Origin of the sequence: Providencia sp. wls1916, from assembly GCF_009706585.1 — a bacterium.
GTDB lineage: Bacteria > Pseudomonadota > Gammaproteobacteria > Enterobacterales > Enterobacteriaceae > Providencia > Providencia lanzhouensis.
The window spans coordinates 142,311-155,935 of the sequence record NZ_WLUL01000023.1; the positions used below are offsets into that span (position 1 = coordinate 142,311).

13 protein-coding genes are annotated in these 13,625 nt (G+C 44.4%); 5 read left to right on the plus strand and 8 right to left on the minus strand.

Features of this window, described 5'->3' with window-relative positions:
* Positions 1-60: 60 nt before the first annotated feature.
* Positions 61-1,530, minus strand: coding sequence for a dipeptide/tripeptide permease DtpA (dtpA, locus tag GKR61_RS16985; RefSeq protein ID WP_272537369.1), 1,470 nt, complete (start codon positions 1,528-1,530; stop codon positions 61-63).
* Positions 1,531-2,550: 1,020 nt separating this feature from the next.
* Here dtpA and GKR61_RS16990 point away from each other — a divergent pair.
* The gene (locus GKR61_RS16990; RefSeq protein ID WP_036951279.1) at positions 2,551-3,612 is read left to right on the plus strand and encodes a tetratricopeptide repeat protein; all 1,062 of its coding nucleotides are present in this window, start codon (positions 2,551-2,553) and stop codon (positions 3,610-3,612) included.
* 42 nt (positions 3,613-3,654) lie between these two features.
* Here the strand turns inward: GKR61_RS16990 and GKR61_RS16995 are convergent, their stop codons facing one another.
* The 4 genes from GKR61_RS16995 to GKR61_RS17870 all read right to left on the minus strand — a co-directional run bounded on the left by GKR61_RS16995 (position 3,655) and on the right by GKR61_RS17870 (position 7,261).
* Entirely contained in the window at positions 3,655-4,137 is a 483-nt protein-coding gene (locus GKR61_RS16995) for a glutathione peroxidase (RefSeq protein WP_154600278.1), read from the minus strand.
* A 24-nt stretch (positions 4,138-4,161) separates the two neighbouring features.
* Positions 4,162-4,713 (minus strand): helix-turn-helix transcriptional regulator, encoded by a 552-nt coding sequence (locus tag GKR61_RS17000; RefSeq protein ID WP_036951284.1) that lies wholly within the window; start codon positions 4,711-4,713, stop codon positions 4,162-4,164.
* 608 nt (positions 4,714-5,321) lie between these two features.
* On the minus strand, positions 5,322-6,326 hold the full coding sequence (locus tag GKR61_RS17865) for a Rieske 2Fe-2S domain-containing protein (RefSeq protein WP_195848400.1): 1,005 nt from the start codon (positions 6,324-6,326) through the stop codon (positions 5,322-5,324).
* Positions 6,323-7,261: a GNAT family N-acetyltransferase gene (locus tag GKR61_RS17870; protein ID WP_272534316.1), complete on the minus strand. Its 939-nt coding sequence runs from the start codon at positions 7,259-7,261 to the stop codon at positions 6,323-6,325. The genes GKR61_RS17865 and GKR61_RS17870 overlap by 4 nt, the downstream gene beginning before the upstream one ends.
* On the opposite strand from GKR61_RS17870, the gene GKR61_RS17990 reads away from it, so the two are divergent.
* Positions 7,250-7,456, plus strand: coding sequence for a hypothetical protein (locus GKR61_RS17990; RefSeq protein ID WP_230083175.1), 207 nt, complete (start codon positions 7,250-7,252; stop codon positions 7,454-7,456). The genes GKR61_RS17870 and GKR61_RS17990 overlap by 12 nt on opposite strands.
* A gap of 2 nt (positions 7,457-7,458) precedes the next feature.
* Here GKR61_RS17990 and GKR61_RS17015 read toward each other — a convergent pair whose 3' ends face one another.
* The 3 genes from GKR61_RS17015 to dpiB all read right to left on the minus strand — a co-directional run bounded on the left by GKR61_RS17015 (position 7,459) and on the right by dpiB (position 10,988).
* Positions 7,459-8,613 (minus strand): ATP-grasp domain-containing protein, encoded by a 1,155-nt coding sequence (locus GKR61_RS17015; RefSeq protein WP_108479050.1) that lies wholly within the window; start codon positions 8,611-8,613, stop codon positions 7,459-7,461.
* A 64-nt stretch (positions 8,614-8,677) separates the two neighbouring features.
* Complete coding sequence (gene dpiA, locus GKR61_RS17020; protein WP_036951294.1) at positions 8,678-9,358, minus strand: two-component response regulator DpiA; 681 nt, start codon at positions 9,356-9,358, stop codon at positions 8,678-8,680.
* Entirely contained in the window at positions 9,351-10,988 is a 1,638-nt protein-coding gene (gene dpiB, locus GKR61_RS17025) for a sensor histidine kinase DpiB (protein WP_108479051.1), read from the minus strand. The genes dpiA and dpiB overlap by 8 nt, the downstream gene beginning before the upstream one ends.
* A gap of 371 nt (positions 10,989-11,359) precedes the next feature.
* On the opposite strand from dpiB, the gene citC reads away from it, so the two are divergent.
* From citC to citE, 3 genes are read left to right on the plus strand one after another with little or no spacing between them, the layout of a single operon-like run.
* Positions 11,360-12,412, plus strand: a complete 1,053-nt coding sequence (gene citC, locus GKR61_RS17030; RefSeq protein ID WP_036951299.1) for a [citrate (pro-3S)-lyase] ligase — start codon at positions 11,360-11,362, stop codon at positions 12,410-12,412.
* A gap of 18 nt (positions 12,413-12,430) precedes the next feature.
* Positions 12,431-12,727 (plus strand): citrate lyase acyl carrier protein, encoded by a 297-nt coding sequence (citD, locus tag GKR61_RS17995; protein ID WP_036951301.1) that lies wholly within the window; start codon positions 12,431-12,433, stop codon positions 12,725-12,727.
* Positions 12,727-13,623 carry a citrate (pro-3S)-lyase subunit beta gene (citE, locus tag GKR61_RS17040; RefSeq protein WP_006657569.1) on the plus strand — a complete coding sequence of 299 codons (897 nt, stop codon included), beginning with the start codon at positions 12,727-12,729 and terminating at the stop codon, positions 13,621-13,623. Before citD ends, citE begins: the two co-directional genes overlap by 1 nt.
* Positions 13,624-13,625: the final 2 nt, after the last annotated feature.

The window sequence follows — 13,625 nt, forward strand, 5'->3', positions numbered from 1 at the left end:
TGCATTAAAAAAGGGCGATATTTTTATCGCCCTTTTCAATTTTATCACTGACAGAATAAATTAATGCTGTTCTTGCGTCATACGGTTTAATAACGGCGCGGTGAATACCATCACAATAGCAATTGCACCCGTTACCAGACCAATCTTCATAAAGACATCGCTGTAGACAGCCAGTGATTCTACTTTGCTGGTGATCTCACCTTGAGGTGCAGCCGCCATAGAAGCAACATAACCCGCGATAAATGCCGCCGCAGAGTTAGTTAAGAACCATGCGCCCATGATAAAGCCCATCAGACGCTGTGGAACTAACTGTGCCACCATCGCCAGACCCAGACCTGAAATCATCAGCTCACCGATACTTTGGAAACCGTAGCAAATAACTAACCATTGAACAGAAACAATACCCGCTTCGTTCGCGAATTTTGCGCCTAATGGCAGCACTAAGAACGCCGCAGAACACAGTAACATCCCGATAGCGAATTTATGTGGCATCGGTAAGTTATCGCCCATTTTGTTATAAATTGCCGCCAAAATTGGGCTACCAATCATGATCCATAATGGGTTTAAGGCTTGGTACTGAGCAGGTTCAATCGCAAAACCGAAAACTTCATGCTCCACGTTATGCAGTGCGAAGAAGTTCAGTGAGGTTGGCATTTGGCTATAGAGTACGAAGAAAACAATTGCTTCGAGCATCAGGATCAATGCGACCACCATACGGCGACGAGCAATACCTTTAAGTGCCATCATCTCTTTGATAAAGATAACTAAAATACCCAGAGAAATCACCGCCAGTGCCGCACGTGCAATACCTAAGTTGTGCAGTAACCAGTTTGAAATCGCAATCAGTGCAACCACACCGACGATAGTCATCAGTAATTTGGAGATCACAACAGGCACAAAGTCCGGTTTTGAACCGTGGTCTGCGACCCATTTTTTGCACATGTAGAAGTTAATTAAGGTGATGATCAGGCCCACTACGCTGAGGGAGAATGCGACATCCCAGCCGTAATGTTTGGCTAACCATGGCGTTGCCAGCATTGAGAAGAATGAACCAATGTTAACGGACATATAGTACATGGTGAATGCACCGTCCAAACGTGGGTCATTTTTGTCATAACAAGTGGATAATAATGATGATGGGTTCGCTTTAAACAGACCGTTACCTACCGCGATGGTAGCTAGACCGAGGTAAACCATCGACACATCATGCCCAGAGTAGGCAACGAAGGCATAACCGACAATCAACACTACCGTTCCAAGGACAATCGCGCGCTTAGTCCCTAAAACTTTATCCCCTAACCAACCACCGATGGCAACGAAGCCATAAACCAGTGCAGAGAATGCCGCGAATAGCGTGATAGATTCCGCTTCCGACATGCCAAGCACTTGGCTGAGATAAATTGGGAGGATCCCCTGAAGACCGTAGTAACCAAAACGTTCCCAGAGTTCGATAGAAAAGATGAGATAGAATGAACGAGGTTGCTTAAACGCGTTAAGACTGACTTCCTCTTTGTTATTTGTTGTGGACACAAGTTACCTCTAATACAACCTGTACGTATGCAAAAAAAACCACGGGACGCTGTCTGCACCCTCGCATTGTTATGGTCTCAAGAATTCAAGCTTTAGAAGATTCACTTTTGGTAGGAGGAGTATCAATCCCTGACCTCAAAACAAACAAAACTGTGTGTAAATATTGTTTATGAATCGCGAACATAAAATTCAATGAGTTAAAGCATATTTGATTATTTATTCAGCATTACAGCGAATATATGCCAATCCAAACAGAATAATCAATTAAGCAATATATGCTATTTATGCACCAAAACTAAAGAATTAGCTAGTGTTAATTACTACATCTATGGATCGTTATCGTGATTAACTTCAATTTTTTAAAAAATCATGAAATTATTATCGCCCATTAAATAATCACCTGTTCACTATATGTTAAGCATATTGTTCTATCTTTAATCATTTTACTCGCAGAGTAACACCCTATACACACTACAAACATACCGCGCGGCACCCTGCGGATATTTCGCCTTCGTGATAATAAAAACTGAATAGAAAATGAATTTAGATAGGTGATTATTTATTGATGTCACTATTACGTGTTTATTTATCGAACGAAATAGCGGAGTGAAATAAAAATAAAGCGGTATTTGCAAGAAGAGTCATATTTTATGCAAAAAAAAGCCCAGCGACTAAAACTGGGCATAATGCATTCTATTAAGGATCGTACTACTAATTCAAACTACACGATATAGATGCATTATTGCATTACTTCATGTAAAGAAATGAATGTTGAGGGTAAATATATGAATGTTTACACAAGCAAACAGTGATATATATGTAATTAAGACCCTTGATAGACTTAAAAGGTTCATCTTTTTTTTAATTATTTTTAATCTTTTTTATAACATCATGATTTATCTTCGTTTAATGCGTAAAAATAATTTTCAGAATAGCAAGAATGGCAATTGCACCGCTAACAGCAACCCGTTAACCTATCCACTAGGAATAAATGGCTAAAATTCATCCCAAGGAAGCTCAGTGAAACAGTTTACCTTCCCCTTCATTATCTTTTGCTCGCTTTTTATTAACATGAGCCATGCTAAAACTGTCGCCCCTGTTGCACCTTCTTCAATTGTGGATGAAAAAACACTCACGCAATTAGCCGATAGCGGGCAAGCTGAAGCTCAGTTTAATTTAGCGATGTTTTATCAATCTCATGGTCAGTTAGATAAAGCCGCCTATTGGTATAAACTTTCTGCCAGTCAAAATTTTACCAAGGCACAAATCAACCTCGCCCTGATGTACCAGCAAGGGGCTGGCATCGGTAAAAATCCCAAAGAGATGTTGCTTTGGATGGAAGCGGCAGCCAACGCAGGCGACCCTATTGGTCAAATGAATATGGCGGAATATACTCTAGAAGGTATTCCAAACCTGTTAGAGAAAAATCCACAACAAGCATTAAGCTGGCTAGAAAAAGCCGCAGCACAACAGTTACCCGCAGCGCAGCTAACTTTAGCTTATTGGTATGAAAAAGGCGTAATCGGAGATAAAGATCCCCAAAAAGCCAATCAAATCTACCTCGCACTGGCTGAGAAAAATCAGCCACAAGCGCTCTATTTATTAGGTTATCAAGCAGCAACGGGGATGTATGACAAAGTCAATTACCCCGCTGCGTTTCAGTATTTTACGCGCTCTGCGGAATTAGGTTTCTCTCCCGCACAAAATAGCTTAGGTATGCTCTACTTAGCAGGGCAAGGCACCAAACGCGATACCGCTTCCGCCATTAAGTGGTTAACCCAAGCCGCTCAGCAAGGGGAAGTGTCCGCCCAGTTTAATTTAGCGTTAATTTATGCTCGAGGTGATGGCATCACCGCTGACCAAGCTAAAGCCTGCCAGTGGTTTATCAAGGCCGCCAACCAACGCAGCCGCGATGCACAGTATGCGAGCGGAGCGTGCTATCAATATGGAATGGGCGTATCGCAAGATGATACGAAAGCCTTATATTGGTATCGGCTCGCCGCGAAACAAGGCGACGAGCGCGCCCAAAAGAAAGTGATGATTATGGAAAATGAGTTACAGAATTCGGGGACAGGGAAATAGCCCTAAGATTATCTGCGTGAAATAGCTAGAATGTCCGAATGCTCAAATTCCAAGTGCGGCAACTATCGCCGCTTCCATTTTTTCAGGGGTCGTAAACGGAGCGAAACGCTTTAGCGGTTTACCATCGCGTCCAATCAGGAATTTGGTGAAATTCCACATAATCCGGGCACCCAGCAGCCCCGGCAACTCACTTTTTAGATAACGAAATACTGGGTGCGCTGCACTTCCATTGACGTCTATTTTCTCGAACATCGGAAAGCTCACACCGTAATTAATGTAACAGGTTTGCTCGATTTCCTCTGCGCCGCCAGGTTCCTGTTTCCCGAATTGGTTGCAAGGAAAGCCAAGCACCACCAAACCCTGATCTGAATATTTTTTGTAGAGTGCTTCAAGACCTTCGTATTGCGGTGTAAAACCACAATGGCTAGCTGTATTTACAACTAAAACCACCTTACCCGCGTAGTCCGCCATAGAAATGCGCTGCCCACCAAGGCTCGTTGCTGTTAGTTGATAAAAGTGGGTCATCGTAACGTCCTCAAAGATCAAATATTATGAAATAAGTGAATATGCGATTGATTCTACTTCTTTAATGTTTCCAAATGACCGCATTCTTAACGCAAGGTTCCACTTACTCAATATATGTGCATTACACACCAACTGTTCTCGAGCCTGAACGCCTTTACTGTCGAGGCGGCCGCTATCATTCAACCATTTAGCAACGTCTGACCAATCCCAAAGTGGTGATTGACCACTAATACGTTGGATAGGACAAGGGAAATCACCTTTACCTCGTGAGCCGTCTTTTAGTAAAGCAATGGCTTGGCGAGTTAAACCGGAAAGTTGGGCAATATCACTCAAACCAACTAGAGCCGAGTCCACCGACTCAACGACAGCCCCAATACCTGCCGTTTCAATGTCATTAATCGCTGATTTGATTGCTAAATCTAAGCTTTTCGCTTCTCTGTCAAATTCTAAATACACTGAACTACCGTAGTAGCAAATTAGCGCATCATCACAGCCGTTGGTATACAGAGCACCCGCAAGTCCCTCTGTCTCCATTTGAACACCTGATAACGTTAGGGTGAAATTGTAGAGTTCCATTCCGCTCTCCTCATCAAAAAGGCGGTTACCCGCCTTGCCTTAAACAACCGGATCAACCCTTAGGTTTCCTCGGGGTACAGCGGTCAACCATTCTACGGATTTGCTTTGCGTGCACTTCCGGATTTTTGGGTGTGCTGTTTACGCTCATCGCGTGAGTTCGTCCATGATCAGCATTTCCACATTTAACAGTACAGAAAGGATGCCCCGTCGCGTCTTCAACGATCCAGCCCTTTTCCTCTGCATAACGGAGAGCCTCACGTACTTCTTTGTTAGGGTGCTTTTTGCTCATCAGCCTCCTGGTGCGCTAATAATATACAAATCGTTGACACACGTCAACGCCATGAATAGTGTTGACGTATGAACATTCCCATACCGCGTATTTACTATCACACTGTACTGGTACGAAAATATCATAATGAGACTTATTCTCATTAAAACTTCTGCAATTATTTCTTTTGAAACCAATGAGTAGTGCTGAGTAATACAATTGAAGGCTTATACTTGAGAAAAATGATGAGATGGGGTTGATGGCACTGAACCTATGAAAAGAGCCTTTTTATAGGCTCCAAATATGTCTGGAAAGCATATACAATATTCCTCGCTGTGACTTAAAGCCGAAAACAGAACTTCCGCTCCTCAAACATCAGCGGCTCACCATCTTCAAGTAATTGGCGAATACTTGGCCCTAGTAGATCTTGCTCACCATCGAGCGGTGTCGGTAAGGTTCCTTGAAAACGCAATTTATTGGCGCTGACTTTTTCCAATATTTGGCGGTCTTGACGGAGGATCACGCGGAATAACTTGCTCAATACATAACGTTTAATGACTGCCGGAAGCTTGCCCTGCCGAGTCGCTATTCGTGCAAATAGGCGTAACTGCTCATTTCCACAAGGTACTAACCAAGCGCTAACCAGCAGATTGAGCTCGTCACTACGGTCACGGTACTCAATTTCTGCCAGACACGGCAGACGAAAACGCCCCATACTGACACCGCGGTCACGTTCAAACAATCGAGAAATAAATCCTGACTGTTTGCCCTCTTCGCTATACACGGCTTCGACGCCATCAGCCAGAGGGCGAACTCGGACGCTGATTTGTTGCCGTTGCCGGTCGTGACGGATCCAGCCAGAGTGAACAAAATGGGTGTGAAAACCATCGAGAAAATTCTCTGCGGCGTCTTGCAGCGAACACTGCACTTCATCGGTGATCCAAAATGTATCGACTCTCTGCGAGTTATCGGAAGGAGCAACTGGCGGGATCTGCGGACGCTCCATGCTCAGGCTAATCCAAACTAGCCCGTGAGCTTCGCAACAAGGAAAACTCTCAAGCAGCGGCTTACTTCCCGCCGCAAGTTCAGTACCAGGCACTCGCGTACAACGCCCATCGGCAGAAAACTGCCAGCCATGATAAGGACATTCAATCAGCCCATCACAAACTTTTCCCGCGCTCAATGGTGCAAAACGATGCGGACAACGATCGGGTAGCGCAGCAGCATGCCCGTCATTGTCGCGAAACAGCACCACCGGAGTGTCATGTAGCTGGCAAGCCACCGGTTGGTTTCGCAATTTGTCGCTGATAGCCACAGGCCACCATTGATGTTCAAACGGCTTCACAGTTTTAGCTTCCTCATCATCGGCACACCGATACCATGTAACAGAGCACTCAGCACCTTCCATACAAGGCGTCGTCCCCAAGATAAATGGGCGACGTAGACTAGGCTGTATTCGATCTGCGGCTCACCACCCCGCAAGCGCTTGAACTCAGCCGCGCCAGAGCTAAAATTCAGCACCTGACGACGCTCAGCCGCTTCTTGCAAGCACAAACGAGTCAATTGTCGATACAGCCCAAGCCGTTGGGGTAACGCGGTGTCATAACCCACTATTGGCGTGCTGATCACAGTGGAAGATGAAAACCAACCCAATGCGCCGTCAATACGCCCTTCTGCGTTACGTAAAGCGCGGATTTCTAGCCAACCCTCACGCTGTCCCTGCTGCATCCATTGCGCACTATAATGGGGATTCAGTGTGCAATATTTATCCAAATAAAGCAGGTTATAAAGATGCTCTATTCTTTTGAAATCGTCATCATTCAATTCGTTACCAGGTACGACGGTATATGGGCTGCGTCGCAATAAAGTGGCATCCAGCCGAGTATTGTGGTGTTTGAGAAACGGCGCTTGCTCCCCTGCCCGACCATCAAATAAGTAAACTTGTCGGCTAGGTATACACAAGTATCCGTGATTTTGTAGGCTTTGGCGCAATGCACGATTACTGAAATCATTAAGCGAACGAAAACCAATTCCATGCTCAGGAAAGTTTTGCCTCAGCAGTGCCGTGATTGCCGGTAATTCAGTAACATCCCAATCATCTGGATAAAGATTGGTCGATAGTAACCAGTTGTTTACCTGCACCAATTTGTTGACCTTACCCGCATTTAGTAAGCGTTCGACAGCTTGAGTCAGCAGCTTCAACGGCCAAGTCAGATAGGGGTGACCAAGGCGTTTGATTTCCTCGCGGGCATAACCACTGTAGGCTGTTTGGGGGGACACCACATAGCAGTTGTCGTCGGGTTCATTGCCGTCCGTGATACTGACCGGAAATTGCTGCGTCCTCGTATCGAGCAACACCATTTTCGTGCTGACATTACCTATCAAGCACTCGCTGGCACAAGCACGCACATAGCACCGAGCCAAGCTATCATTCGAGCTAGCGTTCTCACTAACGATTTGATCTTCGAACAATAATCTCATGGCGTACGCTCATCTAGTGGCTGACCATTCCATTCAATATCTGCCGTAGATGCCGTTAATAATCCACAGCGTCGAGATACCGCCCGAGCAACAATTTCCGTGAGGCTTCCGACTTGTGTTATCAACGGCCACCAGTCACCTTTTTGCACGATAACATCGCGAGCGGCGGCATAATCACGCCAGAGCGTCGGGCTAAGGGCTCGTCGTGGTGCGGCAAATAACAGCATCGCCAATGCGATCATTCGAGGCTCTAATGTCGGTTCAAGGATCTGCTCGGATGGGTGACTCAAGCTATTCACTAGTAACCGTCGCTGGTTGTCGAACAAGTGCACACCACTGGTCGCTCTTGGGTTGCACTCCAGCACATGGAAACAACCATTTTTGTCTTGAATAAAATCGAACCCTACTTGTCCGTTATAGCCGGTCTCTCGTCCAAAATACTCAATAAATTGTCGTACCTGTTCTGGTGCACTCGGTTGGAAATAGATCCCTGAGCCACGGCCCACTCGATAGCGTGGGTGATAACAGCTGTGGGCGCGTAGATCACCATCAACCAAGACACTAAAACTGCAAAACTCCCGTCCTTTGATAAATCGCTGCGCTACCCAAGGCTCAGTCTGAGTGGGCTGTATTTTATTTAGCTGTTGGGCTGATGGACGGATCAAGGTTTGTGAGGCAAAGCGCGAATACGCAGGTTTGAATACCCAGCTTGCAGCATCGCCCGCGAAGGCGAGTAATGCTTGGCTGTCTGTCAGTAAATGGGTTTCAGGAGCGGCTAAAGACCAACCGTTCGTCATGGCTGCAAAATCCCCTTTATGATGCAAACGATGCAACAGTGGAAAGTCACTGGTTAACACCCGACACAACGGCTGCAAGCGTTCAAGACCGTAGGCCAAATAAAACACTTCTTCGCAAGTGGGTAGCAGTAGGTCGATATGTTGATTTTCGATCGCCGCCGCAAGGGCTTCAACCCAAACTATCGGGTTCTGTCGAGGTTCAGGTAAGCGGATATAATGTTGCACGGAGCAACTAAAACGGCTCAGCGGCTGGCTGAGCGAATCACCGACGCTGACAGTCCATCCTGCCTCATTAAACGCTCGCGCCCATTCTAGACAGGCCGGCGCACGAGCGCCAAGGATCAGTACGTTCATAACAACCTTTTGGGAAATTGACGCAAACACCTTCACGCAGACTTCAATCGTCTACCTACGGCAACTAATGACTACCCCGATATATCCGCTGGGGGCGCCCTACTTTGCCGTATTCAATTTCCGCTTCAATCTTACGTTGGGCTAAACAATACTCTAAATAACGGCGGGCGGTAGTGCGGCTTAATTTTATGGTTTCTGCAATCGACTCTGCCGTATATTCCGCATCGGGTACTGCAAATAACGCGAGCACTTTATCAAGCGTAATAGCATCAATCCCAGTCGGTAGCTCTTCTTTGCTCTCACCACGGGCATAGGTATTAAACATGTCATCAATCTGGCTTTGATTGGTTTTATTGGCGCCCTGCAAAACCGATTTACGCTGAATATAGCGATCTAACGTTTGCCCTAAACGCTCATAAGCTATCGGCTTAACCAAATAATCAAATACTCCTAGACGAATCGCCTCAGAGACTGTCTCCATATCACTAGCGGCGGTGGTGAATACAATATCCGCACTATTGCGCTCCTGAAGTAGTTCATGAACTAAATCAATTCCTTTCCCGTCAGGTAAATAGTTATCCAACAGAATCAAGTCAGGCTTCATGTACTCAATCATTTTTCTTGCTTCCGCAAGATTGCCCGCAAGCCAGACTTTATCACAAGCAGGATAAGCTTTAATGTACTCCGCGTGCATCTCCGCAAGGAGCAGTTCATCTTCGACAATGAGGATTTTTATCTTAGCCATTTTGCGTCTTCACTTTCGGTATAAAAATAGAGAATACAGTACCATACGGTTGATTATCTTCAATGATCACCGCCCCATTACATCGATTGACATAGGAGGCCACCAAAAATAGCCCTATGCCATGTCCATCGACAGCATCCGTTTTTGTTGTTGTTCCGCGTTCAAACCATTTATCTTGCAGCTCAAGGGGAAAACCACATCCTTGATCAGCAACTTCAATCACAATCTCATTATTTTCATCTGAGATATACAGTTCTACCTGCTTATTACCCGCTTCGTTCTTTAAACTTGCCTCAAAGGCATTATCTAATAAATTTCCTAATACAGCACAGAGTTCCGTGCTATTTAATGAGTTAGGTAATTCACGGAGTTGGCAACCCGGCACAAAAATAAGCTGTAATCCTAATTCTCGCGCACGGTGATATTTACCAAATAACAACCCAGCCACTTGTTTATCTGCAAATTGCTCTCGCAGTGAATCTATTAATTGTTGCCGAGATTCCGATTCCCCCTTAATTAACGCCAAGGCTTGGTCGTACTCTTTCATTTGCAGCAAACCACTTAAAGTAGAAATCCAATTTAAATGTTCGTGGCGCAATGTACGCAAATTATCCACATATTGGCGAACTTGAGAAAGCTGCGCATTTAAGGATTCAATATCATTTTGGCTACGGAAGCTGATCACCGCTCCCGCCAGCAACTCACCATCCATAATGGCAACTCGGCTGGCTATCACATTCAACCCATTGAACTCGCAAACTATATCATGATGGTTTTTCGCGATTTCTTTCGTGAAAAAGCCTGCGGGAGAAACATACTCAGAAACCGGTTTACCGATTAACTGTTTAGCTGACTCACTCAGCGCCAACATTTTTCTAGCATTATGGTTGATATTGATAATTTTCCCATAACGGTCGACGGCAATAATGCCTTCAAACACCGCATCAAAAATCCCCTTTTGCACCAACACTAATTGGGTTATTTCTTCAGGTTCCATGCCAAGCATTTGCCGCTGAATTAATCGGGCGAATGCCCAAGATAGAAATAGCAAAATTACCAACACCCCTAAAAATGTTGCTGACGTTTGCACAAACACTTCAGCTAATGAGGTATCTATTTTGGTGGTGAGATAACCAATGGAAACAACGCCAATGACTTTACCGTTTTCATCAAAGATAGGTGTTTTTGCACGTACTGCATTCCCCATGGAGCCTTCGCCTTTAATAAAATAGCTTTCACCATTTTCTAGCGCCCCCGGTTTATTCCATTGCATTGGGTAGCCAATCTTTTCGCTATTTGGATGATATAAACGAACGGAATGTTCATCACCAATAACGACATAGTCATAACTGGAATCTTGATTGAGCTTATCGGCAATAACTTTTAGCTTAGGAATATCTTTATCTTTTACAGTACTGACGATGCCATCTAATGAAGCGATCATTTTGGCTTGGCTCATGGCGAGTACGCGAATGTTCGCCATCATGCGGTTTTCTGTGGTATCCGTAAAATATTTGCCTAATCCAAGCGTCAATAACACTGAAGCTAGTAACAATAGAAGAAAGACTCTTCCTGAGAATGAAAAAATATTCCCTTTTTTAAATGGGATCTGTGAAAACTCTGTTTTCATCTCGTCTCTCTATAACTCGCTAAAAAGTAAAATTATTGTTACACGCAAAAATACCAATAATGAAGATAAAAGATAACGTAGTCCGCTTAGTAATGCACATAATATTAATTAAACACATTAAAACCACTGAGTAAAGTTCATAACTCGTAATTAAAAACATTAAAACCATTAAACAAATACAAACTCATTTTAGAAACATGAAATAGGTCAAATATATTATATGCAGGGTATTTAATATGAATATTGAAAAGGATAATTAAATAAAAATTGAGAACTTAGGTAATTAACGGCAAGCCAAAAATATTTATTTAATTAACTTTAACATTAGCAACATTTTTAATACATCTCTAAATGAGATGCAGGATACCATTATGTTCGACAGCATAACGTTTAACCAAGTAAAACGTCATGAGAACAGAAAACTCAATGATATCACTCAGTTTTTAAAAGAGAATGATTTAGACATTGATGCCAGCGTTGACGTCTTTATTACGATCACACGTAACGAAAGGTTAATTGCCTGTGGTGGTCTCGCTAAGAATGTCATTAAATGCGTTGCTATTAGCGATGAAGTTCGTGGTGAAGGTTTAGCCTTAAAATTAGCGACTGAATTGGTAAATCTCGCTTACGAGAATAATACTACTCACCTATTTATCTATACCAAATACCAAAATGAAGAGCTATTTCATCAATGCGGGTTTCATACCATTGCTACTGTGCCCAATGTAATGGTTTTAATGGAAAATAGCTGTTGTTATTTAAATCGCTATATTAAAAGTTTAAAAGCCCAATATAAAGCAGGAAAAAAAATTGGCGCTATCGTGATGAATGCCAACCCATTCACATTGGGGCATCGTTACTTAATTGAACAAGCCTCAAAGAACTGTGATTGGCTACATTTATTTGTCGTCAAAGAAGATACTTCCCGTTTTCCGTATAAAGTTCGCCTGAAATTAATTGAAGAAGGCACAAAAGGAATTAATAACCTCACCATTCATAAAGGTTCAGAATACATTATTTCACGGGCTACATTCCCTTGTTATTTTATTAAAGACATTACTGTAGCCAACAACTGTTATACAGAAATCGATATTAAGATTTTTCGCCAATATATTGCTCCGGCGCTGGGAATTACCCATCGTTTCGTCGGCTCAGAACCATTTTGCCAAGTCACTAACCAATATAACCAAGACATGCGCTACTGGCTGGAAACCGACGAAATGCCATTCCCACCCATTGAACTGGTCGAATTCCCGCGGACAGTGATCGACGGCACGGCGGTTTCCGCCTCGCAAGTTCGAAAACTGCTCGCTAAAAAAGATCTTGCGGCGATCAAGCCGATTGTGCCCCCTGCCACGTATCACTATTTACAAGAGATGCTCGCAGCGCAGACACCGTCGCCTACCCCCGCACTACAAGCTTGAATTAGTTATAGGTGAAATATGAAAATACTACACGCAGCGGTTGCCGGCACACTCGAATCCAGTGATGTCATGGTACGAATAGAGCCTCTTGAAGACACTCTTGAGGTCTCATTGCAGATCACCAGCAGTGTTGAAAAACAATTTGGTGATGCCATCAATGCCATCGTGCTTGAAATGATTGAAAAATACGATATTCAAGGCGCTGAAATTGTGGTGGATGACAAAGGTGCATTGGAGTGCGTTCTACGCGCTCGCCTCGAAGCCTTACTGGCTCGCGCCTGTGATCTCGATGCTCTGCCATGGGAGGATAAATAATGACACCGGAAAGAAAAAGCCGCACTCGCAGAAGTATGCTGTTCGTCCCAGGTTCCAATGCCGCGATGCTCAGTAACTCCTTTATTTATAAAGCCGATGCCCTGATGTTTGACCTCGAAGACTCCGTCACCATCCGAGAAAAAGACACAGCGCGTCGTTTGGTGTATCACACACTGCAACACCCGTTATATCAAGATATTGAAACCATTGTGCGCGTTAACGCCCTCGACTCCGCTTATGGGGTTGCTGACCTCGAAGCCGTTGTTCGCGGTGGTGCCGATATTGTGCGCTTACCGAAAACCGATACCGCACAAGATATTATTGATATTGAAAACGAAATTTTACGTATTGAAAAAAGCTGTGGGCGTGAAGAAGGTAGCACCGGGTTACTCGCGGCTATCGAATCCCCGATGGGGATCACTCAAGTAGTGAATATTGCTCACGCTTCTCCAAGATTAATAGGCATCGCATTAGGTGCCGAGGACTATGTCCGCAATTTGCGCACCGAGCGGTCTCCAGACGGCATTGAACTCCTCTATGCTCGGTGCGCCATTTTACAAGCTGCGCGTTCGGCCGGTATTCAAGCCTTTGATACCGTTTATTCTGACGCCAACAATGAAGAAGGCTTCCTCAAAGAGGCCGCTCTCATTAAACAGCTTGGTTTTGATGGCAAATCATTAATTAACCCAAGACAAATTGAGTTACTGCATAACTTGTATGCCCCAACCCAAAAAGAAGTCGACCATGCACAGCGTGTGGTAGATGCCGCTGATGCCGCAGAACGAGAAGGCAAAGGCGTCGTATCCCTCAACGGTAAAATGGTAGACAGCCCTGTAATTGAAAGAGCCCGCTTAGTGTTATCGCGCGCGGCATTATCAGGCATTCGGGAAGAGTGAGG